The organism is Vibrio sp. M60_M70 (assembly GCF_037162085.1).
Lineage (GTDB): Bacteria > Pseudomonadota > Gammaproteobacteria > Enterobacterales > Vibrionaceae > Vibrio > Vibrio diabolicus.
This window is the reverse complement of record NZ_JARLUL010000001.1, coordinates 2,431,021-2,455,197: the sequence shown is the minus strand read 5'-3', so window position 1 is coordinate 2,455,197 and position 24,177 is coordinate 2,431,021. Positions and strand designations below refer to the sequence as shown.

General features: G+C 45.2%; 21 protein-coding genes and 1 pseudogene. 21 read left to right on the top strand and 1 reads right to left on the bottom strand.

Features of this window, described 5'->3' with window-relative positions; genetic code table 11:
• Positions 1–78: 78 nt before the first annotated feature.
• Positions 79–957 carry a type I methionyl aminopeptidase gene (gene map, locus P4S59_RS11400; protein WP_005380326.1) on the bottom strand — a complete coding sequence of 293 codons (879 nt, stop codon included), beginning with the start codon at positions 955–957 and terminating at the stop codon, positions 79–81.
• Positions 958–1,341: 384 nt separating this feature from the next.
• On the opposite strand from map, the gene rpsB reads away from it, so the two are divergent.
• From rpsB to P4S59_RS11295, 21 genes and pseudogenes are all read left to right on the top strand, one after another.
• A complete protein-coding gene (gene rpsB, locus P4S59_RS11395; protein ID WP_012841501.1) occupies positions 1,342–2,070 on the top strand; it encodes a 30S ribosomal protein S2 in 729 nt (242 codons plus the stop codon).
• A 132-nt stretch (positions 2,071–2,202) separates the two neighbouring features.
• Positions 2,203–3,048, top strand: coding sequence for a translation elongation factor Ts (gene tsf / locus P4S59_RS11390; protein ID WP_012841502.1), 846 nt, complete (start codon positions 2,203–2,205; stop codon positions 3,046–3,048).
• Positions 3,049–3,195: 147 nt separating this feature from the next.
• Positions 3,196–3,921 carry a UMP kinase gene (gene pyrH, locus P4S59_RS11385; protein WP_005380329.1) on the top strand — a complete coding sequence of 242 codons (726 nt, stop codon included), beginning with the start codon at positions 3,196–3,198 and terminating at the stop codon, positions 3,919–3,921.
• Between the two features lie 99 nt (positions 3,922–4,020).
• Complete coding sequence (frr, locus tag P4S59_RS11380) at positions 4,021–4,578, top strand: ribosome recycling factor (RefSeq protein WP_337168414.1); 558 nt, start codon at positions 4,021–4,023, stop codon at positions 4,576–4,578.
• A 96-nt stretch (positions 4,579–4,674) separates the two neighbouring features.
• Positions 4,675–5,430 carry an isoprenyl transferase gene (locus tag P4S59_RS11375; protein WP_006741661.1) on the top strand — a complete coding sequence of 252 codons (756 nt, stop codon included), beginning with the start codon at positions 4,675–4,677 and terminating at the stop codon, positions 5,428–5,430.
• A 12-nt stretch (positions 5,431–5,442) separates the two neighbouring features.
• Positions 5,443–6,285 (top strand): phosphatidate cytidylyltransferase, encoded by an 843-nt coding sequence (locus tag P4S59_RS11370; protein WP_048625888.1) that lies wholly within the window; start codon positions 5,443–5,445, stop codon positions 6,283–6,285.
• A 50-nt stretch (positions 6,286–6,335) separates the two neighbouring features.
• A complete protein-coding gene (gene ispC / locus P4S59_RS11365; RefSeq protein WP_109169611.1) occupies positions 6,336–7,541 on the top strand; it encodes a 1-deoxy-D-xylulose-5-phosphate reductoisomerase in 1,206 nt (401 codons plus the stop codon).
• On the top strand, positions 7,541–8,899 hold the full coding sequence (rseP, locus tag P4S59_RS11360) for a sigma E protease regulator RseP (protein ID WP_124008424.1): 1,359 nt from the start codon (positions 7,541–7,543) through the stop codon (positions 8,897–8,899). Before ispC ends, rseP begins: the two co-directional genes overlap by 1 nt.
• A gap of 44 nt (positions 8,900–8,943) precedes the next feature.
• Positions 8,944–11,358, top strand: coding sequence for an outer membrane protein assembly factor BamA (bamA, locus tag P4S59_RS11355; protein WP_337168413.1), 2,415 nt, complete (start codon positions 8,944–8,946; stop codon positions 11,356–11,358).
• A gap of 13 nt (positions 11,359–11,371) precedes the next feature.
• Complete coding sequence (locus P4S59_RS11350) at positions 11,372–11,881, top strand: OmpH family outer membrane protein (RefSeq protein WP_005391804.1); 510 nt, start codon at positions 11,372–11,374, stop codon at positions 11,879–11,881.
• Positions 11,882–11,887: 6 nt separating this feature from the next.
• Positions 11,888–12,919, top strand: a complete 1,032-nt coding sequence (lpxD, locus tag P4S59_RS11345; protein ID WP_065645509.1) for a UDP-3-O-(3-hydroxymyristoyl)glucosamine N-acyltransferase — start codon at positions 11,888–11,890, stop codon at positions 12,917–12,919.
• Between the two features lie 232 nt (positions 12,920–13,151).
• Positions 13,152–13,604 (top strand): 3-hydroxyacyl-ACP dehydratase FabZ, encoded by a 453-nt coding sequence (gene fabZ / locus P4S59_RS11340; protein WP_005380349.1) that lies wholly within the window; start codon positions 13,152–13,154, stop codon positions 13,602–13,604.
• A gap of 1 nt (position 13,605) precedes the next feature.
• Positions 13,606–14,394, top strand: coding sequence for an acyl-ACP--UDP-N-acetylglucosamine O-acyltransferase (gene lpxA / locus P4S59_RS11335; protein WP_203347008.1), 789 nt, complete (start codon positions 13,606–13,608; stop codon positions 14,392–14,394).
• Positions 14,395–14,513: 119 nt separating this feature from the next.
• A complete protein-coding gene (gene lpxB / locus P4S59_RS11330; protein WP_006741666.1) occupies positions 14,514–15,653 on the top strand; it encodes a lipid-A-disaccharide synthase in 1,140 nt (379 codons plus the stop codon).
• Positions 15,654–15,662: 9 nt separating this feature from the next.
• On the top strand, positions 15,663–16,298 hold the full coding sequence (gene rnhB, locus P4S59_RS11325) for a ribonuclease HII (RefSeq protein WP_167426315.1): 636 nt from the start codon (positions 15,663–15,665) through the stop codon (positions 16,296–16,298).
• 81 nt (positions 16,299–16,379) lie between these two features.
• On the top strand, positions 16,380–19,859 hold the full coding sequence (gene dnaE / locus P4S59_RS11320) for a DNA polymerase III subunit alpha (RefSeq protein WP_256956206.1): 3,480 nt from the start codon (positions 16,380–16,382) through the stop codon (positions 19,857–19,859).
• 46 nt (positions 19,860–19,905) lie between these two features.
• A pseudogene (gene accA / locus P4S59_RS11315) lies at positions 19,906–20,864 on the top strand (acetyl-CoA carboxylase carboxyl transferase subunit alpha).
• A 106-nt stretch (positions 20,865–20,970) separates the two neighbouring features.
• Positions 20,971–22,281 carry a tRNA lysidine(34) synthetase TilS gene (gene tilS, locus P4S59_RS11310; RefSeq protein WP_301659732.1) on the top strand — a complete coding sequence of 437 codons (1,311 nt, stop codon included), beginning with the start codon at positions 20,971–20,973 and terminating at the stop codon, positions 22,279–22,281.
• Between the two features lie 70 nt (positions 22,282–22,351).
• Positions 22,352–22,666 carry a c-type cytochrome gene (locus P4S59_RS11305; protein ID WP_256935674.1) on the top strand — a complete coding sequence of 105 codons (315 nt, stop codon included), beginning with the start codon at positions 22,352–22,354 and terminating at the stop codon, positions 22,664–22,666.
• A gap of 187 nt (positions 22,667–22,853) precedes the next feature.
• On the top strand, positions 22,854–23,192 hold the full coding sequence (glnB, locus tag P4S59_RS11300; protein WP_005436810.1) for a nitrogen regulatory protein P-II: 339 nt from the start codon (positions 22,854–22,856) through the stop codon (positions 23,190–23,192).
• Positions 23,193–23,331: 139 nt separating this feature from the next.
• Positions 23,332–24,177 carry an endonuclease/exonuclease/phosphatase family protein gene (locus P4S59_RS11295; RefSeq protein WP_237308246.1) on the top strand — a complete coding sequence of 282 codons (846 nt, stop codon included), beginning with the start codon at positions 23,332–23,334 and terminating at the stop codon, positions 24,175–24,177.

Below are 24,177 nucleotides of genomic sequence, written 5' to 3'. Positions count from 1 at the left end.
CAATCTAACAAATTTGTGGCAGATAAAAAATATCCCCGCCGAAGCAGGGATATAGTAAACAACGAGTGGTCGTCAGCTTTACGCGTTTTTCATTAGGCGAGGAATCGTATCGTCGCTACGAAGCGTCAGTACTTCACAACCTTCTTTTGTTACAACAATGGTATGTTCCCATTGCGCAGAGTTCTTGCCGTCGCCTGTGTAAACGGTCCAATCGTCTTGAGCGTCAACAGAGCAACCAAATTTACCTGCGTTAATCATCGGCTCAATAGTAAAGCACATGCCTTCTTTTAGTACGCGGCGGTCTTTGTTCTTGTAATGAACCACTTGTGGTTCTTCATGGAACTCATCGCCGATACCGTGGCCACAGAAGTCTTTCACAATAGAAAACTTGTTGCGAGGGTTGTTTTTGTTGTTCTCTTTGATGTATTTCTCGATAGCTGTACCGATGTCACCAACTGTTGAACCTGGCTTAACGGTACGCATACCAACATACAGTGCTTCTTGAGCAACCATGCATAGACGTTTGTTTGCAGGTGAAACATCACCGACTAGGAACATCTTAGAAGTGTCACCATGGTAACCTTGAGGACGCACGCTCAGATCCGCATTTTCGTCATTTGGAACGATTACGGTAATATCAACGTTTAAGATGTCGCCATCTTTTAGTACCGCCGGCTTCATTTGACCGTTGCTACCGATTTCGTCTTTTTCTGCTGGAATACCGTGGCATACGATATGGTTGATTGAAGTACAAATCGACTTAGGGAAACCATGGTAATCAAGCGGAGCAGAGTATGCGCCTTTTTCTAGAGCGTACTCATGACAGATTTTGTTCAACTCTTCTGTCGTCACACCAACTTTGATGTGTGGTTCGATCATTTCTAGAATCTCTGCGGCCAGTTTGCCCGCAATGCGCATGCGTTCTATTTCTTCAGCAGTTTTAATCTTGATTGACATTGGCTTTCTCTACTTATTCCTAAGCACGTAAACGTGCGAATGGCCGCATTCTATCAGACATCGGGGCGTTAGCCCAAGTCAGATAGGAATATACATCATTCTTAATTCGATCGTATGTTTAAAGTTTTGCTTATAAATAGGAGAAAGTGGCACGGTGAAGAAATAATTTTTACTAGCCACAGTGAGCTAAAATATGGTATAAAGCGCGCCGGAATAGAGGACTGTTCTCTTCGTTTAGCAAAGCTAAGCGGCGAAGCAAGCTTCATCCGAATAACCTTTTATCTTTAAATCACACACATTCCGTCACATATTCCGGGGTGCTGAGCAGAAGCTTGGTCGGAGTTATGGGGAATGTGGAGGCCTAACCCCATAGAGGAATTTAAAATGGCAACTGTATCAATGCGCGATATGCTAAAAGCTGGTGTTCACTTCGGTCACCAGACTCGTTACTGGAACCCAAAAATGAAGCCATTCATCTTTGGCGCTCGTAACAAAGTTCATATCATCAACCTAGAAAAAACTGTACCAATGTTCAACGACGCTCTAGCTGAACTAGCTAAAGTTGGCGAGAAGAAAGGTAAAGTTCTATTCGTAGGTACTAAGCGCGCTGCATCTGAAGCTGTTAAAGAAGCTGCAATCGCAAGCAACCAGTTTTACGTAAACAACCGCTGGTTAGGCGGTATGCTTACAAACTACAAAACAGTTCGTCAGTCTATCAAGCGTCTAAAAGATCTAGAGACTCAATCTCAAGACGGTACTTTTGACAAACTAACTAAGAAAGAAGCTCTAATGCGTACTCGCGAAATGGAGAAGCTAGAGAAATCTCTTGGTGGTATCAAAGACATGGGCGGCCTACCAGACGCTCTATTCGTAATCGACGCTGATCACGAACACATTGCAATTAAAGAAGCTAACAACCTAGGTATTCCAGTATACGCTGTGGTAGATACTAACTCTAACCCAGACGGCGTTGACTACGTAATCCCAGGTAACGACGACGCGATCCGCGCTGTACAGCTATACCTGAACGCTGCTGCTTCAGCAGTATCTGAAGGTCGTAACAAAGACGTAGCTGCAGTTGCTGAAAAAGACGGTTTCGTAGAAGCTGAATAATAGCGGCTCTGTGTCACACTTGGTCTATGTGAAACCTTTGTGTAGCATAAACTAAGTTATAGTTAGCAATGGGGGCCGACAATGTTAGGCCCCTGTTTTTTACCTTATTTCGAATCAAACGAGGAATACAGAATGGCAACTGTAACTGCTGCTCTAGTTAAAGAACTTCGCGAGCGTACTGGCGCTGGCATGATGGAATGTAAGAAAGCGCTTGTAGAAGCAAACGCTGACATCGAACTAGCAATTGAAAACATGCGTAAATCTGGCGCAGCGAAAGCAGCTAAGAAAGCTGGTAACGTTGCAGCTGAAGGCGCAATCATCATCAAAGAAGAAAACGGCGTTGCTGTTCTTCTTGAAGTTAACTGCCAAACTGACTTCGTTGCTAAAGACGGTAACTTCACTGCATTCGCAGAAGAAGTTGCAGCTGCAGCTCTAGCTTCAAAAGCGACTGTTGAAGAGCTACAAGCACAATTCGAAGACGCACGTGTAGCTCTTGTAGCTAAAATCGGTGAAAACATCACTATCCGTCGCGTAGAATACGTTCAAGGCACTGCAATTGCTTCTTACCGTCACGGTGAGAAAATCGGTGTTGTTGTTGCTGGTGAAGGCGACGCAGAAACTCTTAAGCACGTTGCAATGCACGTTGCTGCTTCTAAGCCTGAGTTCGTTAACCCAGAAGACGTACCAGCTGACGTAGTAGAAAAAGAGAAAGCGGTTCAAGTTGAAATCGCAATGAACGAAGGCAAGCCTGCTGAAATCGCTGAGAAGATGGTTGTTGGCCGCATGAAGAAATTCACTGGCGAGATCTCTCTAACAGGTCAAGCTTTCATCATGGAACCTAAGAAAACTGTAGGTGAAATGCTGAAAGAAAAAGGCGCTTCAGTTTCTACATTCGTTCGCCTAGAAGTAGGTGAAGGTATCGAGAAGAAAGAAGAAATGAGCTTCGCTGAAGAAGTTGCTGCAGCTCAAAAAGGTTAATCCTTAGAGACTGTATAAAGATTAGACCGTAGCCTTGGCTGCGGTCTTTTTATGAGCAGTGAACGATTAGCCGTGATGAATAGCCATAACTGAATTTGTGTCTATTCATGACTGTTAATCAACAACTCTCTTTGGAAGGTAAACTCCATGACTACGAACCCTAAACCAGCGTATCAACGTATTCTATTAAAACTGAGTGGTGAAGCTCTTCAAGGTGAAGACGGTTTTGGTATTGATCCTGCGGTCCTTGATCGCATGGCACAAGAAGTTAAAGAACTGGTTGAACTGGGTGTTCAGGTTGGTGTAGTTATCGGTGGCGGTAACTTGTTCCGTGGTGCAGGCCTTGCTGAAGCAGGTATGAACCGCGTAGTTGGTGACCACATGGGTATGCTTGCTACAGTAATGAATGGCCTAGCGATGCGCGATGCTCTTCACCGTGCATACGTGAATGCGCGCGTTATGTCTGCCATTCCTCTAAAAGGCGTATGTGACGACTATAATTGGGCTGATGCGATCCGTGAGCTTCGCCAAGGCCGTGTTGTCATCTTCTCTGCTGGTACGGGTAACCCGTTCTTTACAACGGATTCTGCTGCTTGCCTACGTGGTATTGAAATCGAAGCGGATGTTGTACTAAAAGCGACGAAAGTTGATGGTGTATTTACTGCTGACCCTGTAGCAAACCCAGACGCAGAGCTGTATGATAAGCTATCTTACGCAGAAGTTCTGGATAAAGAGCTGAAAGTGATGGACTTGGCGGCGTTTACGCTAGCTCGTGACCACAAAATGCCAATCCGCGTATTTAACATGAACAAGCCAGGCGCACTACGTCGCGTGGTTATGGGCGAAGCAGAAGGCACGCTAATCAACGAATAAGCTTGTCCCAAGGTGCCACCCAAAGCATTAGGGTGGCGTTTGCTTTGCTCAACCGTTTTAGGCTTTCTTCAGGAAAGATGACATTTTTAAGGTGAAACTGTGATTAACGAAATCAAAAAAGACGCGCAAGAGCGCATGGATAAAAGCGTTGAAGCGCTTAAGAACAACCTTTCTAAAATTCGTACAGGTCGTGCACACCCAAGCCTACTATCTGGTATTTCTGTAGAATACTACGGTGCAGCAACACCTCTAAACCAAGTAGCAAACGTTATTGCTGAAGATGCACGTACACTTGCAATCACGGTTTTCGATAAAGAGCTGACTCCGAAAGTAGAAAAAGCGATCATGACGTCTGATCTTGGTCTAAATCCTATGTCTGCTGGTACTATCATCCGTGTTCCACTTCCACCACTAACGGAAGAGCGTCGTAAAGACCTAGTTAAGATTGTTCGTGGTGAAGCTGAAGGTGGTCGTGTTGCTGTTCGTAACATCCGTCGTGACGCAAACAACGATCTAAAAGCGCTTCTAAAAGATAAAGAAATCTCTGAAGATGAAGATCGTAAAGCACAAGAAGAGATCCAAAAGCTAACTGACGTTGCAGTTAAGAAGATCGATGAAGTTCTTGCTGCAAAAGAAAAAGAGTTGATGGAAGTTTAATACTCCCACACACATCACTGTTGGAAAACGCTGTGCTCACAGCTCAGCGTTTTTTTATGTTAGTCTATCCAACTGATGGAACTCAATTAACTCCCTATGCAAAATTCTCAAGCCTTCTCTGATTCCCTTCCTAAGCATATTGCCATCATTATGGACGGTAATGGCCGTTGGGCTAAGTCCAAAGGAAAACCTCGCGTATTTGGTCACAAAAAAGGCGTTAATGCCGTTCGTAAGACCGTGGCTGCTGCTTCAAAGCTTGGCATTAAAGCCATGACGCTATTTGCTTTTAGTAGTGAAAACTGGCGTCGTCCGGAGGAAGAAGTGGGTCTTTTGATGGAACTGTTTATCACGGTCCTGTCTAGTGAAGTAAAAAAACTACACAAAAATAATTTACGGTTGCGCGTGATCGGTGATACCAGTCGATTTAGTGAGCGTCTACAAAAGAAGATTGTAGAAGCTGAAAATCTAACGGCAGGTAACACGGGGATGGTGATAAACATTGCAGCCAATTATGGCGGTAAGTGGGACATCACAGAAGCGGCCAAAACGTTAGCGTTAAAAGCACGTAACGGTGAGATTCGTGTAGAGGATATCAATGAGCAGCTAATCACTGAGCATTTGACCATGGCAGACTTACCTGAAGTGGATCTTTTGATTCGTACCAGTGGAGAGTGTCGCATCAGCAACTTTATGTTGTGGCAAATGGCTTATGCAGAAATGTACTTTACACCCGAGTATTGGCCGGAATTCGACGAAGACAGCTTAGTTGAAGCTGTAACTTGGTTTATCAATCGAGAACGTCGTTTTGGCTGTACAGGTGAACAAATAAAGGCATTGATGGCAGCTCAATAAGGACTAGTTAGTTTGAAACAGAGAATAATAACAGCACTAATTTTAGCTCCCCTGGTTATTTTAGGCATTTTTAAATTACCCCTAATGGGCTTTATTGCCGCTTTAACTGCAATTACCCTATTAGGTTTTTGGGAGTGGACTCAATTTACAGGAAGCAACTCTCGCTTTGCTGCCCTCGTTCCGGCAGTCATTGTTACCGGACTTAGTTTTCTATATATTTCGCCTGACGCACATAGCCTCAACCATTTAGCAACGCCTCATTATGTTGTGCTGGGCCTTGGTTTTGTTTGGTGGATTATTGCTAGCTTAATGGCGATTACTTATCCCAAAACGACGAAATCTTGGCAAAATAATTTTGTTTTACGCCATGTGTTTGGTTTTCTCACATTAATTCCATTCCTTTGGAGTGTGGTTATTCTTAGAGCTCATGACATTACGGTAGATCCATACCACGGAGCAAAGCTCGTGTTATACGTTTGTTTCTTGGTATGGGCTGCAGATAGCGGTGCTTACTTTGCAGGCAAAAGCTTAGGCAAACGTAAGATGGCGCCACATGTCAGTCCGAATAAAACCATTGAAGGGCTTATTGGCGGCATTATCACGGCATTGATCGTGGCGTGGGCATTTGCTGATTGGTTTGATATTCAGTTCTCCAGTCCTGTCCATATGGTGTTGATTACGTTGGTTACTGTTGTTATATCAGTGCTCGGCGATCTGGTGGAAAGTATGTTCAAGCGTGTCTCAGGCATTAAAGACAGCAGCAACATTATCCCAGGACATGGCGGTGTGCTCGATCGTATTGACAGCCTAACCGCAGCATTCCCAGTTTTTGCTCTTCTTTACTACGTATTCTAATTTATCAGGAGCGGCATTGTCGCTCCTGAGCTTTCTAACGGTCTTACAACATGCAAAAGTTAACGATTCTTGGTGCTACTGGATCCATTGGTGCAAGCACGCTTAAAGTGGTCGAACAAAACCCAGAGCTGTTTTCTGTCGTTGCCTTAGCGGCAAGCACCAACGTTGAAAAGATGATCGGGCTATGTCGTCAGTGGCAACCTAAATACGCGGTAATGGCGGACAAAGCCGCAGCGATTCAACTCCAATCTGAGTTACATTTGGTTTCGCCAAACACCGAAGTATTAGGTGGTGTGGATGCTCTATGCCATATTGCTTCATTGGACGAAGTTGACAGTGTGATGGCTGCTATTGTCGGAGCGGCTGGTCTACTGCCTACCATGGCTGCTGTGAAAGCTGGTAAGCGAGTATTGTTGGCAAATAAAGAAGCACTGGTCATGTCAGGCCAGTTATTTATTGATGCCGTAGAAGAGTTTGGTGCGGAGCTACTTCCCGTCGATAGTGAACACAATGCTATTTTCCAGTGCTTACCACAGCAAGTACAAACCAATTTAGGTCGTTGTAATTTACAAGAACATGGCATTTCTCATATTTTGCTGACTGGTTCTGGTGGTCCTTTCCGTTACACTGACATCGCAGAACTGGAAAAGGTGACTCCTGAACAGGCGATCGCCCATCCAAACTGGTCGATGGGACCAAAGATTTCCGTTGACTCAGCCACGATGATGAACAAAGGCTTGGAGTATATCGAAGCTAAATGGTTGTTTAATGCGGCTCGCGAGCAGCTAAAGGTTATTATTCATCCGCAGTCTGTTATTCATTCAATGGTTCAATACCGCGATGGTTCGGTTTTGGCACAAATGGGTGAGCCGGATATGGCGACCCCTATTGCACTGACTATGTCATACCCATCAAGAGTTGAAGCTGGGGTTAAGCCACTAGACTTCACGCAAATTGGCGAATTGACGTTTTTGCAACCTGATTTTGCTCGTTACCCATGTTTAAAACTAGCAATTGACGCTTGTTATGAAGGTCAACATGCAACAACGGCACTGAATGCAGCGAATGAAGTCGCTGTTGATGCATTTTTAAATAACAGCCTAGGTTTTACGGATATCGCTCGCATCAATGAGTCTGTGTTGAATAAAATCAATGCAAGCTGCAAAGCTGAGAATGCGAATAGCTTGGAAAGCTTGTTAGAGCTAGATAGAATGGCACGAACTATTGCCCTAGAAACCATACGCGAGCGTAGCTGATGACTGGTATATTGTGGAATCTCATTTCTTTTATCGTCGCACTGGGCATTCTTGTCGCTGTGCACGAGTTTGGGCACTTTTGGGTTGCTCGCCGTTGCGGCGTGAAAGTTGAAAAGTTTTCAATCGGTTTCGGTAAGTCTATCTGGAGTAAGGTAGGCAAAGACGGAACGGAGTACAGCATCTCAATGATCCCTCTCGGCGGCTATGTAAAAATGGTTGATAGCCGTGTTGATGAGGTGCCAGAACATGAGAAGCACTTAGCGTTTGATAAGAAGCCGCTATGGAAGCGAACCTCTATTGTTGCGGCAGGCCCTATCTTTAACTTCCTTTTCGCAATCTTCGCCTATTGGCTCGTATTTCTTATTGGTATCCCAGCAGTTAAGCCAGTAATTGGTGAAGTTACGCCCAATTCGATCGTCGCAGAAGCCGGAATTGAATCTGGAATGGAACTTAAATCGATATCTGGTATCAAAACTCCGGATTGGGAATCGGTAAATATGGGATTGATTTCTCATATTGGCGATGATTTGATGACAGTAACACTGACGTCAGCGAATGAAGTTGGTTCAGAAGTAACGAAAACGCTCGATCTGCGCGAATGGGAGTTCGACCCTGAAACTCAGTCTGCGATGCAGTCATTAGGTTTTGCGCCGTATACACCGGAGGTGTATCGCGTTATCGAACAGGTTTCGCAAGGTGGAGCGGCGGAAAAAGCAGGTGTGCTTCCAGGTGATGAGATTGTCGCTATTGGTGAACAACGCGTCACGGAGTGGAAGCAAGTTGTTGAAGCGGTTCGCTCTAATCCTGATACACCGATTGAATTAACGGTATTGCGTCAGGGCTATGAGCAAACATTAACGCTGACGCCAGGTAGCCGTGAGCTAGCTAACAAAGAAGTCGTTGGTTTTGCAGGTATTGCACCTAAAGTCGCAGAATGGCCAGAAAGTTATCGCTTCGACCTTCAGTTTGGTGTATTCGAGTCAGTAGGTAAGGCGGTAGACAAAACCGGCCAAGTCATTGGCTTGACAATCAGCATGCTTAAGAAACTGATTGTTGGTGACGTTGGTCTGAATAATCTGAGTGGTCCAATATCAATAGCCAAAGGCGCAGGTGCGACGGCTGATTATGGCTTGGTCTACTTTTTAGGTTTTCTCGCTCTAATTAGTGTTAACCTAGGTATTATTAATCTCGTTCCTTTACCAATGTTGGATGGCGGTCATTTGTTGTTTTTTGCAATTGAAGCAGTCATTCGACGTCCCGTTCCTGAGAGAGTGCAGGAAATGGGTTTTAGAATTGGTGGTGCGATCATCTTCTCGCTCATGGCGTTAGCGCTATTTAATGATTTTACTCGTCTGTGATAGTTCAGAGACAAAAGCAGTAGCAAGGAATAATTAGAACAAGTATGGCGATTAAGCGAATTCTATTTGCAAGTTTACTGGCGACCAGTGTATCTGCAAATGGAGCAGAGAACTTCGTAGTTCAAGATATTGAAATCGATGGATTGCAGCGTGTAGCACTGGGTGCTGCGTTGTTGAAAATGCCTGTACGTGTCGGTGATACCATTGGCCAAGGCGATGTTGCAGAGATTATCCGTGCACTGTATGCATCTGGTAACTTTGAAGATGTGAAAGTGTTACGTGACGGCGGCGTTCTGATGGTTCAAGTCAAAGAACGTCCTACCATTGCCAGCATCTCATTTTCTGGTAACAAAGCAATCAAGGACGAGCAGCTACAAGAAAACCTGAACGCATCTGGTGTTCGTGAAGGCGAAGCGCTTGACCGCACCACGCTAAGCAACATTGAAAAAGGCTTAGAAGACTTTTACTACAGCGTAGGTAAATACAACGCCACAGTAAAAGCTGTGGTGACTCCACTGCCACGTAACCGTTCTGACCTAAAGTTTGTCTTTACTGAAGGCGTGTCGGCAAAAATTCAGCAAATCAATTTTATCGGCAATGAAGTTTTCAGCGATGAGGACCTTCTTTCTCGTTTTAACTTGAATGTTGATGTGCCGTGGTGGAATTTCCTGTCTGACGAAAAGTACCAAAAACAAGTGCTTGCAGGTGATATTGAAGCGCTCAAATCATTCTATCTGGACCGCGGTTACTTAAAATTTAACGTTGATTCGACACAAGTTGCAATCTCTCCTGACAAGAAAGGGGTATACATTACTCTTGGCTTAGAAGAGGGAGAGGTTTATACCGTCAAGGACGTAAAGTTCCGTGGTGATTTGATTGGTGAGGAAGCGACGTTCGAACGACTTGTACCATTTGAAGACAATGAGACGTACAACGGCTCGTTGGTCACTTCAATGGAAGAGGGTATTAAACGTGTGCTTGGTGAGTCCGGCTACGCTTATCCTCAAGTGAATACCATTCCTGAGTTTGACGACGAGAATCAAGAAGTTTCTTTGGTCGTTAACGTAGACCCGGGTAACCGTATTTACGTACGTGATATCCGCTTCACGGGTAACAACTCAACCAAAGATGAGGTCCTTCGTCGTGAAATGCGTCAGATGGAAGGCAGTTGGTTGAACTCGAAATCGATTGAAACGGGTAAAACTCGTCTAAATCGTTTGGGCTACTTTGAAAATGTTGAAGTACAGACGGTTCGAGTTCCTGGTAGTGATGATCAAGTTGACCTAGTTTACTCTGTCAAAGAAGCGAACTCTGGTAGCGTTAACTTCGGTGTTGGCTACGGTACAGAATCGGGTGTGAGCTTCCAGGTTGGCCTGCAACAAGATAACTTTATTGGTAGCGGTAACCGTGTTGGTATCAACGCGATGATGAATGACTACCAGAAAAACATCAGTCTAGATTACCGAGACCCGTACTGGAACTTAGACGGTGTAAGCTTGGGTGGTAAGGTTTTCTATAACGAATTTGAAGCTAAAGAAGCCAATATCGTTGACTATACCAACGAAAGCTATGGCGCGAGCTTAACGTGGGGCTTCCCATTCGATGAGTTGAACCGTTTTGAATTCGGTGTCGGTTATACGCACAACAAGATCGGTAACTTATCGCCTTACTTGCAGGTAGAGCAGTTCTTAGAAGCGCAAAAAGATAATATAGATTCAAGTGGGGCATTGAATACGAACGACTTCGACTTCAATATCTCTTGGACACGTAATAACTTAAACCGTGGTTACTTCCCAACGGCAGGTAACCACCAACGTGCATCCTATAAAATGACCGTACCTGGCTCTGACGTTCAATACTTTAAACTGCAGTACGATGTTCGCCAGTATGTACCATTAACTAAAAAGCATGAGTTTACCCTCTTGTTCCGTGGCCGCTTGGGTTACGGTAATGGTTACGGTCAAACGGATGGTAACGATAACTTGTTCCCATTCTACGAAAACTACTACGCAGGTGGCTTTACATCGCTTCGTGGCTTTGGCTCAAACTCTGTTGGCCCTAAAGCGGTTTACCGCGATACATCCGGCTCTAACAATGGTACAGATATTGCGACAGATGATTCAGTGGGTGGTAACGCAGTCGCATTAGCAAGTATTGAGTTGATCGTTCCAACGCCGTTCGCATCAGAGGAAGTACAAAACCAAATTCGTACCAGTATCTTCTTTGATATGGCAAGTGTTTGGGATACCGAGTTTGATTATCGAGAAAATAGCAACATTTCGGGTGCTAACTACTACTACGATTACTCAGATCCAACCAACTACCGCTCTTCTTACGGTGCGGCGTTGCAGTGGATGTCTCCAATGGGGCCACTAGTATTCTCACTAGCGAAACCAATTAAGAAATTTGATGGCGATGATGAAGAGTTCTTCACATTCACTATCGGTAGAACTTTCTAAAGAGGAAAATATTTTGAATAAAATGATCAAAGCGGCTGGGATTGGCCTTCTTGTACTGAGCTCTTCAATGTTTGCAAATGCGGCAGAAGCTGCACAGAAAATTGCTTATGTAAATACAGCTCAAGTTTTCCAAGCTCTTCCTCAACGTGAAGTTGTACTACAAAAAATGCAGAAAGACTTCAAAAGCAAAGCTGATGAACTGAAGTCAATCCAAGCACAAGCTAAAACAAAGATTGAGAAGCTACAACGTGACGGCGAGCTTTTGGGTCAAGACGAAGTTGAAAAGCTACGTATCGATATCGCGAAGCTAGACAGCGAGTACAAAGTGAAAGCACAAGCACTTGAAAAAGCAAGTGCGCGTCGTGAAGCTGAAGAAAAAGCGAAGCTTTTCAAAACGATTCAAGATGCAGTTAAGAAAGTCGCAGACAAAAATGGTTACGATCTTGTGATTGATATCTCTGCTTTGCAGTACGGCAAGCCAGAATACAATATCTCTGAAGACGTAATTAAAGCTCTAAAATAAGAAGTTATGAAGACATTAACATTAGCCGAATTGGCGACAATTACCGGGGGTGAGCTGTTTGGTGACGAGTCTCTCGTTGTAAGCCGTGTTGCCCCAATGGATAAAGCACAAGAAGGTGATGTAACCTTCTTGTCTAACCCAAAATACGCAAAACACCTTTCTGAGTGCCAAGCTACCGTTGTTATGGTAAAGGCTGAGCATAAAGAGCAATGCGTTGGAAACGCGCTAGTGGTTTCGGACCCTTATGTCGCATTTGCTCGTGTGGTCCAAGCGATGGATACCACACCAAAACCGGCAGACGATATTGCACCAAGTGCTGTGATTGCCGCTGACGTTAAGATGGGTGAGAACGTTACAATCGGCGCTAACGCCGTGATTGAAACGGGCGTGGAACTCGGCGACAACGTAAGCGTTGGCGCTGGTTGTTTTATCGGTAAGAACGCCAAGCTAGGGAATAACACCAAGCTTTGGGCTAATGTCACTATCTATCATGAAGTGTCATTGGGTGATGACTGTCTTGTTCAATCGGGCACCGTCATTGGCTCTGATGGCTTCGGTTATGCGAATGACAAAGGCGAGTGGATTAAAATTCCTCAGCTTGGTTCAGTGCGTATCGGTAACCGCGTTGAGATTGGTGCTTGTACTACGATTGACCGCGGTGCACTCGAAGATACTATCATTGAAGACAATGTCATTCTGGATAACCAACTTCAAATCGCGCACAACGTGCAGATCGGATATGGTACCGTGATGCCTGGTGGTACTATTGTCGCGGGCAGTACAAAAATTGGTAAGTACTGCCAGATTGGCGGCGCGTCTGTTCTGAATGGCCATATCACTATCGCAGATGGTGTGGCGATTACAGGTATGGGCATGGTAATGCGCAGTATCGAAGAAAAAGGCCTTTACTCATCAGGTATTCCACTACAAACGAACAGAGAGTGGCGTAAAACTGCAACTCGAGTTCACCGTATTGATGAGATGAATAAGCGCCTGAAAGCGGTTGAAAAACAGCTGGAACAGAAAGAAGAAATTTAGAACAAGTTATCTTTCGCTCTGTATTTAACGTGAAAGCTAACAGGCTCTAGTTCCATATTCTGTACGAAGACTCGCGAAATGCGGGTCTTTTTCTTCTATAATGACGCGCTCTAAGTAGATTTAACTCCAAGATGGTGCGTATTTTGCTAGTATATTGCAAAGCGATTCGGCTTTACGACCTGTTGCCACGTTTGCCATCCTGGCGGCAAAAAATTGATATAGGAAGACGACTTTGACTACTGAAAAGAAAACGATGAACATCTCTGAAATTCAAGAGCTACTACCTCATCGCTACCCATTCTTATTGATCGACCGAGTGATAGACTTCCAAGAAGAGAAGTACCTTCACGCGATTAAAAACGTGTCGGTTAACGAACCTCAGTTCACAGGTCACTTTCCTCAACTACCAGTATTCCCAGGTGTTTTGATTTTAGAAGCAATGGCTCAAGCAACAGGCTTACTTGCATTTAAATCATTTGGTGCACCAACAGAAAATGAACTGTACTACTTTGCAAGCGTAGACGGCGCGAAATTCCGTAAACCAGTGGTTCCGGGCGACCAATTGGTTATTGAAGTAGAATTTCTGAAAGAACGTCGCGGCATTGCTGCATTTAGCGGTGTAGCAAAAGTTGACGGCGAAGTGGTATGTTCTGCAGAACTGAAGTGTGCTCGTCGAGAGTTTTAATATGATTCATGAAACCGCTAAAATCCACCCGGCAGCGGTGGTAGAAGAGGGCGCCAAAATTGGTGCTAACGTAACAGTAGGTCCTTTTACGTACATCACCTCTACGGTTGAAATTGGTGAAGGCACAGAAGTGATGTCTCACGTTGTGATCAAAGGTCACACGACTATTGGCAAAGATAACCGTATTTTCCCACATGCTGTCATTGGCGAAGAAAACCAAGACAAAAAATACGGTGGTGAAGACACAACTGTGGTTATCGGTGATCGTAACGTCATTCGTGAAGCGGTCCAAGTTCACCGCGGCACAGTGCAAGACAAAGCAACCACGATCATTGGTGATGACAACTTATTATGTGTGAATGCACACATTGCGCACGATGTTGTTATTGGTAACCATACTCATATCGGTAATAACTCGATTCTTGGTGGTCACGTTACTGTTGAAGATTATGCCGGTGTGATGGCACTGTCTGCGATTCATCCGTTTTGTACAGTGGGCGCCTACGCGTACATTGGCGGCTGCTCAGCAGTGGTGCAAGATGTCCCAGCTTACGTACTCGCGCAAGGTAACCACGCGACTCCTTTCGGCTTGAACCTTGTTGGCTTGAAGCGTAACGGCTTTGAGAAACCAGAGATTCGTGCGCTGCAAAAAGCGTATAAAGAAATCTATCGTTCAGGTAAGACGCTAGAAGAAGTGAAGCCTATTCTGGCTGAAATGGCTCAAGAGTGGCCGGCTGTGAAGCGTTTCTCAGATATTCTGGAAACGACGGAACGTGGCATTATTCGTTAATTGGCGAATGAACCAATAAATAAAAAGATCGTGACCGAATTTGAGGTTACGATCTTTTTGTGTTTTATGGATAAGGCAAACCGTTATCCATAGCGCACAGGAAAAATAGCGAAGTAGATATGGAAAGACCATTACGTATTGGCATCATTGCCGGAGAATTGTCTGGCGATACGCTAGGTGAAGGCTTTATCAAAGCAGTAAAGCAACAATATCCAGACGCAGAGTTCGTAGGCATTGGCGGTCCGAAAATGATAGCCCAAGGTTGCGAGTCTCTGTTTGATATGGAAGAGCTTGCGGTGATGGGATTGGTCGAGGTTTTAGGCCGCTTACCGAGACTTCTTAAAGTGAAAGCTGAGCTCGTTCAGTATTTTACTCAGAATCCGCCTGATGTTTTCATCGGGATCGATGCTCCTGACTTCAACTTACGCCTGGAGCTTGACCTCAAGCAAGCGGGCATTAAAACCGTTCATTACGTGAGTCCGTCTGTTTGGGCTTGGCGTCAGAAGCGCATCTTTAAAATAGAAGCGGCAACGAACTTGGTGTTAGCATTTCTTCCTTTTGAAAAAGCGTTCTACGACAAATTTAATGTACCTTGCGAGTTCATTGGTCATACCTTGGCTGATTCCATCCCACTTGAATCAGAGCAAGCGCCTGCACGTGAGTTGCTTGGTTTAGAACAAGATAAAAAGTGGCTTGCTGTCCTGCCAGGCAGTCGTGGTAGCGAGTTAAAAATGCTCTCTGAGCCATTTATTGAAACCTGCAAGTTACTTCATAAAAAATTTCCAGAACTGGGGTTTGTTGTCGCACTTGTTAATCAAAAACGCCGTGAGCAGTTTGAACAAGCATGGAAAGAGCTCGCACCAGAGTTGGACTTCAAGTTAGTTGATGACACCGCACGTAACGTCATCACCGCATCCGATGCAGTGATGCTGGCCTCTGGTACCGTAGCGTTGGAGTGTATGCTTCTCAAGCGTCCAATGGTGGTGGGTTATCGTGTGAATGCATTTACCGCTTTCTTGGCTAAACGTTTATTGAAAACGAAGTATGTGTCATTGCCGAATATCTTGGCGGATGATGAGCTCGTCAAAGAATATCTACAAGATGAGTGCACACCAGACAATTTGTTTACTGAGGTTTCTCGCTTATTGGAAAGCGACAATAAACCGATGTTAGATAAGTTTACGGAAATGCATCATTGGATTCGTAAAGATGCGGACCAACAAGCCGCAAACGCGGTTCTAAAACTGATTGAAAAATAGAGATTTATCATGGCTGTTAAACCAAAAGCGACCAAAACCAAAGTTGAACTCCCTCCGTTTGAATATCCACAAGGTTATCAGTTTGTGGCCGGAGTCGACGAGGTAGGACGTGGCCCTTTGGTGGGAGACGTCGTCACCGCTGCGGTTATCCTTGATCCTAACAATCCTATTGAAGGTTTGAACGATTCGAAAAAATTGACCGAAAAGAAACGCATGGCGCTGCTTCCTGAAATCAAAGAAAAAGCATTGGCGTGGGCGGTCGGGCGTTGTTCTCCTGAAGAAATCGATCAACTGAATATTTTGCAGGCGACCATGGTTGCGATGCAGCGTGCAGTGGCGGGGTTACAGGTTCAACCTGATTTGGTGTTGATTGATGGTAACCGTTGTCCGGAGCTGCCAATGGATGCTCAAGCTGTAGTAAAAGGCGATCTACGTGTTGCCGAAATCAGTGCGGCTTCAATTATTGCCAAAGTCGTGCGTGACCAAGAGATGGAAGAGTTGGATAAACTTCATCCACAATTTGGCTTCGCGAAGCACAAAGGTTACCCAACTAAAGCGCACTTTGAAGCGATTGAGCAACACGGAGTGATCAGTGAACACCGCAAGAGTTTCAAGCCAGTAAAAAAAGCGTTAGGCATAGAATAATCAAACGATCTAATTGGTGTTATAAACCCAACCTCTTTAGGTTAGAATCCCCAACAAAATAGAGTTACACGGTACCTGTTAATGTCAGATCCCAAATTCATCCACCTGCGTGTTCATAGTGACTTCTCGATGGTGGATGGCCTCAACAAAGTTCCGCCAATCGTAAAGAAAGTTGCTGAGCTCGGTATGCCCGCAATGGCGTTGACCGACTTTACCAACCTATGTGGTTTGGTGAAGTTTTACGGTACGGCGCATGGCTGTGGTGTTAAACCGATCATAGGTGCTGACTTTAAAATGCAGTCGGACGAGTTTGGTGAAGAGCTGACTCAAGTGACTTTGCTTGCGGCGGATAATGTGGGTTATAAGAACCTGACGTTATTGATATCAAAAGCGTACTTACGTGGACATGTTCAACACCACCCTGTGATTGATAAAGCCTGGTTGGCTGAAATGTCTGAAGGCCTGATTGTATTATCCGGCGGTAAAAGCGGGGAAATTGGTCGCGGCCTTTTGAAAGGCAACCGTCAAATAGTGCAGGGGTGTGTTGATTTTTATAAACAGCATTTTCCAGATCGCTTTTATCTTGAGTTACTTCGTACCGGTCGTCCAGATGAAGAAACTTATCTTCACTTTGCAGTTGAATTGGCAGAGCAGCAAGACTTGCCAGTAGTGGCGACCAATGAAGTTGTATTCCTGAGTCCTGACCTATTTGATGCTCATGAAATACGCGTAGCGATTCACGATGGTTACACATTAGAAGATCCGCGCAGGCCAAAAAACTACAGTCCGCAGCAATATCTTCGTACAGAAGAAGAAATGTGCGAGCTGTTTGCTGATATTCCTGAAGCGTTAGAAAACAGTGTCGAGATAGCGAAGCGTTGTAACGTGACTGTGCGCTTAGGGGAGTACTTCCTACCAGCCTTCCCAACTGAAGGGATGAAAGAGACTGAGTTCTTAGTCATGAAATCCCGAGAGGGCTTGGAAGAGCGTTTAGAGTTCCTATTTCCAGATGAGGAAGAGAGGAAACGTCGCCGCCCTGAATATGATGAACGTCTTCAGATAGAGCTAGATGTTATCAACCAAATGGGATTCCCTGGTTACTTCTTGATCGTAATGGAATTCATCCAGTGGTCAAAAGATAATGGAATTCCTGTAGGTCCTGGACGTGGTTCAGGTGCCGGCTCTTTGGTGGCTTACGCACTAAAAATCACCGATCTGGATCCACTAGAATACGACTTGCTGTTCGAACGTTTCTTGAACCCAGAACGTGTTTCGATGCCCGATTTCGACGTCGACTTCTGTATGGATAAACGTGACCAAGTTATTGACCACGTTGCGGAAATGTACGGTCGTGACGCGGTGTCTCAGATCATCACGTTTGGTACCATGGCGGCAAAAGCGGTAATCCGTGACGTTGGCCGCGTATTGGGTCATCCATTTGGTTTTGTTGATCGTATTTCAAAGCTGATCCCGCCCGATCCAGGCATGACGCTAGATAAGGCGTTTAAAGCTGAACCTGCACTACCTGAGTTGTATGAGGCCGACGAGGAAGTTAAAGAACTCATCGACATGTGTCATATTTTGGAAGGTTGTACGCGAAACGCCGGTAAACACGCTGGTGGCGTTGTAATTTCACCTACAACAATTACCGATTTTGCACCAATTTATGCAGATGCTGAAGGTCACTTTCCGGTTACTCAATTTGATAAAAACGATGTTGAGACCGCTGGCCTAGTTAAGTTTGACTTCTTGGGTTTACGTACCTTAACCATTATTGACTGGGCGTTAGGACTGATTAACCCACGTCTAGAGCGAGAAGGTAAAGAACCGGTTCAAATTGAATCCATACCGTTAGAAGACCCTGCCTCTTTCCGTTTGTTGCAAAACTCTGAAACGACAGCAGTATTCCAGCTTGAATCTCGGGGCATGAAAGAGCTGATCAAACGACTTCAGCCAGACTGTTTCGAAGACATTATCGCGTTGGTAGCACTCTTCCGTCCGGGTCCTTTGCAATCGGGCATGGTAGATAACTTTATCGACCGTAAACATGGCCGAGAAGCGATCTCTTATCCAGATGAAAAGTGGCAACACGAGTCGCTAAAAGAGACGCTTGATCCAACCTACGGCATCATCCTGTACCAAGAGCAGGTAATGCAGATTGCGCAGATCTTAGCGGGTTACACGCTAGGTGGTGCGGACATGCTCCGTCGTGCAATGGGTAAGAAAAAGCCAGAAGAGATGGCAAAACAACGTGCTATCTTTGAAGAAGGTGCGATAAAGAACGGTATCGATGGCGAGTTGGCGATGAAAATCTTCGACTTGGTAGAGAAGTTCGCTGGTTATGGTTTTAACAAATCGCACTCTGCTGCTTATGCATTGGTTTCTTATCAGACTCTTTGGCTGAAAACCCATTATCCTGCCGAATTTATGGCCGCGGTAATGACAGCTGATATGGATAACACGGAAAAAGTCGTTGGCTTGGTCGATGAGTGTTTCCGTATGAAGCTCACCGTGCTGCCACCAGACATCAACTCTGGCCTATATCGCTTTAATGTTGATGAAAATGGCGCAATTGTTTACGGTATTGGTGCGATAAAAGGGGTAGGTGAAGGCCCTATCGATGCGATTCTTGAGGCGAGAAATAAAGGTGGTCACTTTAAAGACCTATTTGATTTCTGTGCTCGAGTTGATCTAAAACGCGTCAATAAACGAGTGATAGAGAAGCTGATTTACGCGGGCGCGTTGGATCGACTAGGCCCACACCGCGCGGCGATGATGGCGTCACTCAATGATGCGGTAAAAGCAGCAAGTCAACATCACCAAGCTGAGGCGTTTGGTCAAACGGATATGTTTGGTGTGTTAACGGATGCGCCTGAAGAAGTAGAGCATAAGTATACGCAGGTTCCGCCTTGGCCAGAAAAAGTGTGGTTAGAGGGCGAGCGTGATACCCTAGGTCTATATTTGACAGGGCACCCAATTAACGCCTACGTAAAGGAACTAAACAAATACACCAGTTGTCGACTAAAAGACGCAACGCCAACGCGTCGCGACCAATCTGTCACGGTGGCTGGTTTGGTTATTGCCGCTCGTGTAATGACGACCAAGCGTGGTACACGAATTGGCATTATGACACTGGATGACCGAAGTGGTCGCATGGAAGTGATGTTGTTCTCAGATGCACTGGATCGATACGCTGAACTTCTCGAAAAAGACAGAATTTTGGTCGTTTCTGGACAGGTCAGCTTTGATGACTTCAACGGTGGCCTTAAAATGTCGGCGCGTGAAGTTATGGATCTCGGCAGTGCGCGCGAGAAATACGCTCGTGGTTTGTCGGTATCGATAGATGCAACTCAGATCAACGATCAGTTTTTTGAGCAGTTCAGCCGTATTTTAGAACCGCACAAAGCCGGAACCGTACCCGTCAATGTATACTACCAGCGTGCCGACGCCAGAGCGCGGTTAACATTGGGCACCGAGTGGCGAGTAACGCCAAGTGATACATTACTCGACGATTTAAAACAGTTGCTTGGCAAAAGCCAGGTAGAACTCGAATTTAACTAAAAATTCAGCGCAATATGTTAGACGCTGAGTAAACAAGGATTCATAGATGAGCCTAAACTTTCTTGAATTTGAAAAGCCAATCGCAGAACTAGAAGCGAAAATTGAAGCATTACGTGATGTCTCTCGTCACGGTGGTGATTCTGCGATTGACCTGGATAAAGAAATCGAACAGCTTGAGAAGAAAAGCTTAGAGCTGAAGAAAAAACCTTCAGTGACCTAGGCGCATGGGAAACAGCTCAACTGGCTCGTCACCCACTACGTCCTTACACGCTGGATTACATCCAACACGCTTTTGAGGAGTTTGATGAATTAGCGGGTGACCGCGCGTTTGCAGACGACAAAGCGATTGTGGGTGGCATGGCTCGCCTTGAAGGCCGCCCTGTGATGATCATTGGTCACCAAAAAGGTCGTGAAACCAAAGAGAAAGTGAAACGTAACTTTGGTATGCCAAAACCAGAAGGTTACCGTAAAGCGCTACGTTTGATGGAAATGGCAGAGCGTTTCAACATGCCGATCATCACATTTATCGACACGGCTGGCGCGTATCCAGGTGTGGGCGCAGAAGAGCGTGGTCAATCTGAAGCTATCGCGAAAAACCTAAAAGTGATGTCTGGTCTTAAAGTGCCAGTAATCTGTAACGTTGTTGGTGAAGGTGGTTCAGGCGGCGCACTAGCAATTGGTGTAGGCGACTACGTGAACATGCTTCAGTACTCTACATACTCAGTAATCTCTCCTGAAGGTTGTGCTTCAATCTTATGGCGTGATTCTGACAAAGCACCGCAAGCTGCAGAAGCGATGGGTCTAACTGCTCCTCGTCTTAAAGAGCTTGAACTGATCGACGAAATCATTGAAGAGCCACTAGGCGGCGCTCATCGCGATCATGTTCAAATGGCAGCGAATATGAAAGCAACACTACTTCGTCAGCTAGAAGAGCTAGAACAATTGGATGAAGAGACGCTACGTGAACGTCGTTACCAGCGCCTAATGAGCTACGGTTACTGTTAATTTCGGTGATTGCTATTAAGCGTTAGCTGATATCTCAAGTGATAACAGTTAAAATAGAAAGGGTTGGATGAGAGTCCAGCCCTTTTTTGTACCTATCGGATCGCTTATGGAATCGCTTTACCCGCATTTTGCTCAAGTTCTCGGCCGCTACTATCAATCAGGCACTAAGGTTGTCTTGGCGTTTAGCGGAGGCGTGGATTCACGTCTTTTACTCGAATTACTCAGTCGCTATCAACAAGCGCATTCGATAGAGTGTCACGCTGTGTATGTGCACCATGGTTTGAGCTCGAATGCCGATGATTGGGCCGATAAATGCCTACTTTGGGCAAAACAAGTAGGGATATCATGCTCGATTGAGCGAGTGAGCTTAGACATCAGCAATGGTGAAAGTATTGAACTTCTTGCTCGTGAAGCTCGCTATCAAGCCTTAACTAAGTACATTCAAGAAGGCGATATACTGTTGACCGGCCAACATGCTGATGATCAACTAGAGACTTTTCTCCTTGCTCTTAAGCGAGGCAGCGGGCCAAAAGGGTTATCTTCGATGGCGGAGAGTATGCCGTTTTCTAGTGGGTCCCTAGTTCGACCATTGCTTACTATCAAGCGGAAGACCATCGAAGACGCGGCTACTAAATTAGGTTTGGAGTGGGTGGAAGACGAAAGCAACCAAGATACTCGTTATGATCGTAACTTTCTTCGTCATTGTGTTATCCCTGAATTGTCTGGTCGCTGGCCGAGTATCCATCAAGCGGTTCAGCGCAGTGCAAGCTTATGTGCTCAACAAGAAGCGCTATTGGATGAACTATTGAGCGCGGTGTTTGAACGCGCTTTACAAACGGATCTAAGTTTGAGTATTGAAGAACTGGCTAAGCACAGTGAATTAGCGCGTGCGCGCTTGATTCGTATGTGGCTGGCTAAGCTTAATACTAGTATGCCGACTCAGGTACAACTCAATCTTATCTGGAATGAAGTCGCATTAGCTCAGCAAGATGCCAACCCCAAACTACAACTTAAACAAGGTGAAGTGCGCCGTTTTCGAAATCGTCTCTATTGGGTAACGGAAATCGCTGACGTCACTGAGTGGCAAAGTACGATTCAAGTCGATACCGTTTTATCGCTTCCAGAGCGGCTAGGGGAGCTGACCTTAACGACGAGTTCTAGCAACGCAACGATTGCGCTTCCGAGTCAGCCAGAATTGCTTCGCGTGACCTTTAATCCGGAAGGCTTATCAGCGCATCCAACCACGCGTAATCACAGTCGAAAACTGAAGAAGTTGTTCCAAGAATACAATGTGCCAAGCTGGCTGCGTCGTCAAATTCCGATTTTGATGTATCAAGACCGAGTCGTTGCTGTGGCAGAGCTGTTCGTTGATCAGGCGTTTAATGGTCAAGATTGTGAACTTATTTGGCGCAGGTAATGAAAATTCATGCCACAATGCCGATTATAAAATATAAAAATCCTTAAATAATAATTGATTAGGTGAAGCAATGAAAAAAACAATCATGGGCGCAATGGTGGCGCTAACCATGTTCTGTGGTCATGCTCTAGCAGCGGGAGATGCCACAGCTGGTCAAGCAAAGGCAGGAGTATGCGCAGCATGTCATGGCGCCGACGGCATTGCTGTCATTCCGGGTTACCCAAACCTGAAAGGGCAAAACGAGCAATACATTATCAGTTCAATTAAAGCCTATAAAAACAAAGAGCGAACAGGTGGTCTTGCTGCTGTTATGCAAGCTCAAGCTTCACTGTTGTCTGATGAAGACATCGCTAATCTAGCGGCTTACTACGCAAGTTTGAAGTAAACGCGAGTCTGAAAAAGCTTGGACGATTGGGCATTGAGCAGTCCTCACTGGGGTTTTATCAACTCACGATATTCGCTATGTTAATTTGCTCAATCTGGATTTTCGCTGGTGGATCAGAGACAAACATTGAATGTTGCGAAACGCTAAACGATAATAAGCGCAATCGATTGAAGCTTAAGGGATGAACATGAAAAAAATTGAAGCGATTATCAAGCCATTTAAATTGGATGATGTTCGAGAAGCGCTAGCTGAAGTTGGCATTACAGGGATGACCGTCTCTGAAGTGAAAGGCTTTGGTCGCCAAAAAGGTCACACCGAGCTTTACCGTGGTGCAGAGTACATGGTGGACTTTCTGCCTAAAGTGAAGCTCGAAATCGTTGTAACGGAAGATGTGGCTGATAAATGCGTAGAGACGATCATTGAAACCGCGCAAACCGGCAAAATTGGTGATGGTAAAATCTTTGTTACTGATGTTGAACGTGTGGTTCGTATCCGTACTGGTGAAGAAGACGAAGACGCGATCTAAGGTTTCTTGTTACCTGTCTCGTATTTATTATGCTAAAAGGGAGCCAAGTGGCTCCTTTTTTGTTTTTTACTTTCAGTGAAATCAAATAACCCGAGGTTGGTTGTTCCAGTTTTAGGGTGCGTATATTCAGGTTTGTCGTATGTTTAAGCGTTTTTTTCTGGCGTTAGCTTTTCTTATTATGGCGGTATTGGTCGGCTTCCAGGTTATTTTCACCGTACCAGATCAGCCGCAAATCATTACTCAAACAGGTTCAGAGCTGACGCAGGATATTAGGTGTATCGAATTTAGCGGCTCAAAAGCTCTGGATCAGGGCGGTGAAATCAATGTACTTGTCTGGAATATCTACAAACAGAACCGGAATAATTGGCAAAGCGCACTCAATGAATTCTCTGCTGATAAGCAGCTGCTGTTATTGCAAGAAGCCAGCATGACACCATCTTTTAAGCAATGGTTGGTGGATGGCAACTGGGTCAGCAACCAAGTGAGTGCCTTTAAGGCGCTGGGCAGCGGTGCGGGTGTGATTAGTATCGCTCAAGGGCAACCAGAAAAAGCCTGTGCTTATACGTCTAAAGAGCCTTGGCTGCGTTTACCCAAGTCTGCACTATACAGCCAATATCAATTAAGCAATGGCGAGAGACTCGCTGTGGTGAATGTACATGCAATTAACTTCACGGTTGGCACGCAAGAGTATGTCTCTCAGTTAACGGCTCTTGAAATGCTTTTAAAGCATCATACAGGGCCGATCCTATTCGCTGGAGACTTCAATAGTTGGAGTGAATCTCGCGTTAATGCGATGCGACAGACCTTAAAAGCCGCGGACTTGCAAGAAGTGACGTTCTCGCCTGATCATCGAGTCCAATTTATAACGGGATTACCGTTGGATCACGTATTTTACCGAGGACTGACCCTCAAATACGCGAAAGCGCCGCAGAGCGACGCTTCCGATCATAACCCATTGTTACTGTCATTTACGTTAGATGACTAG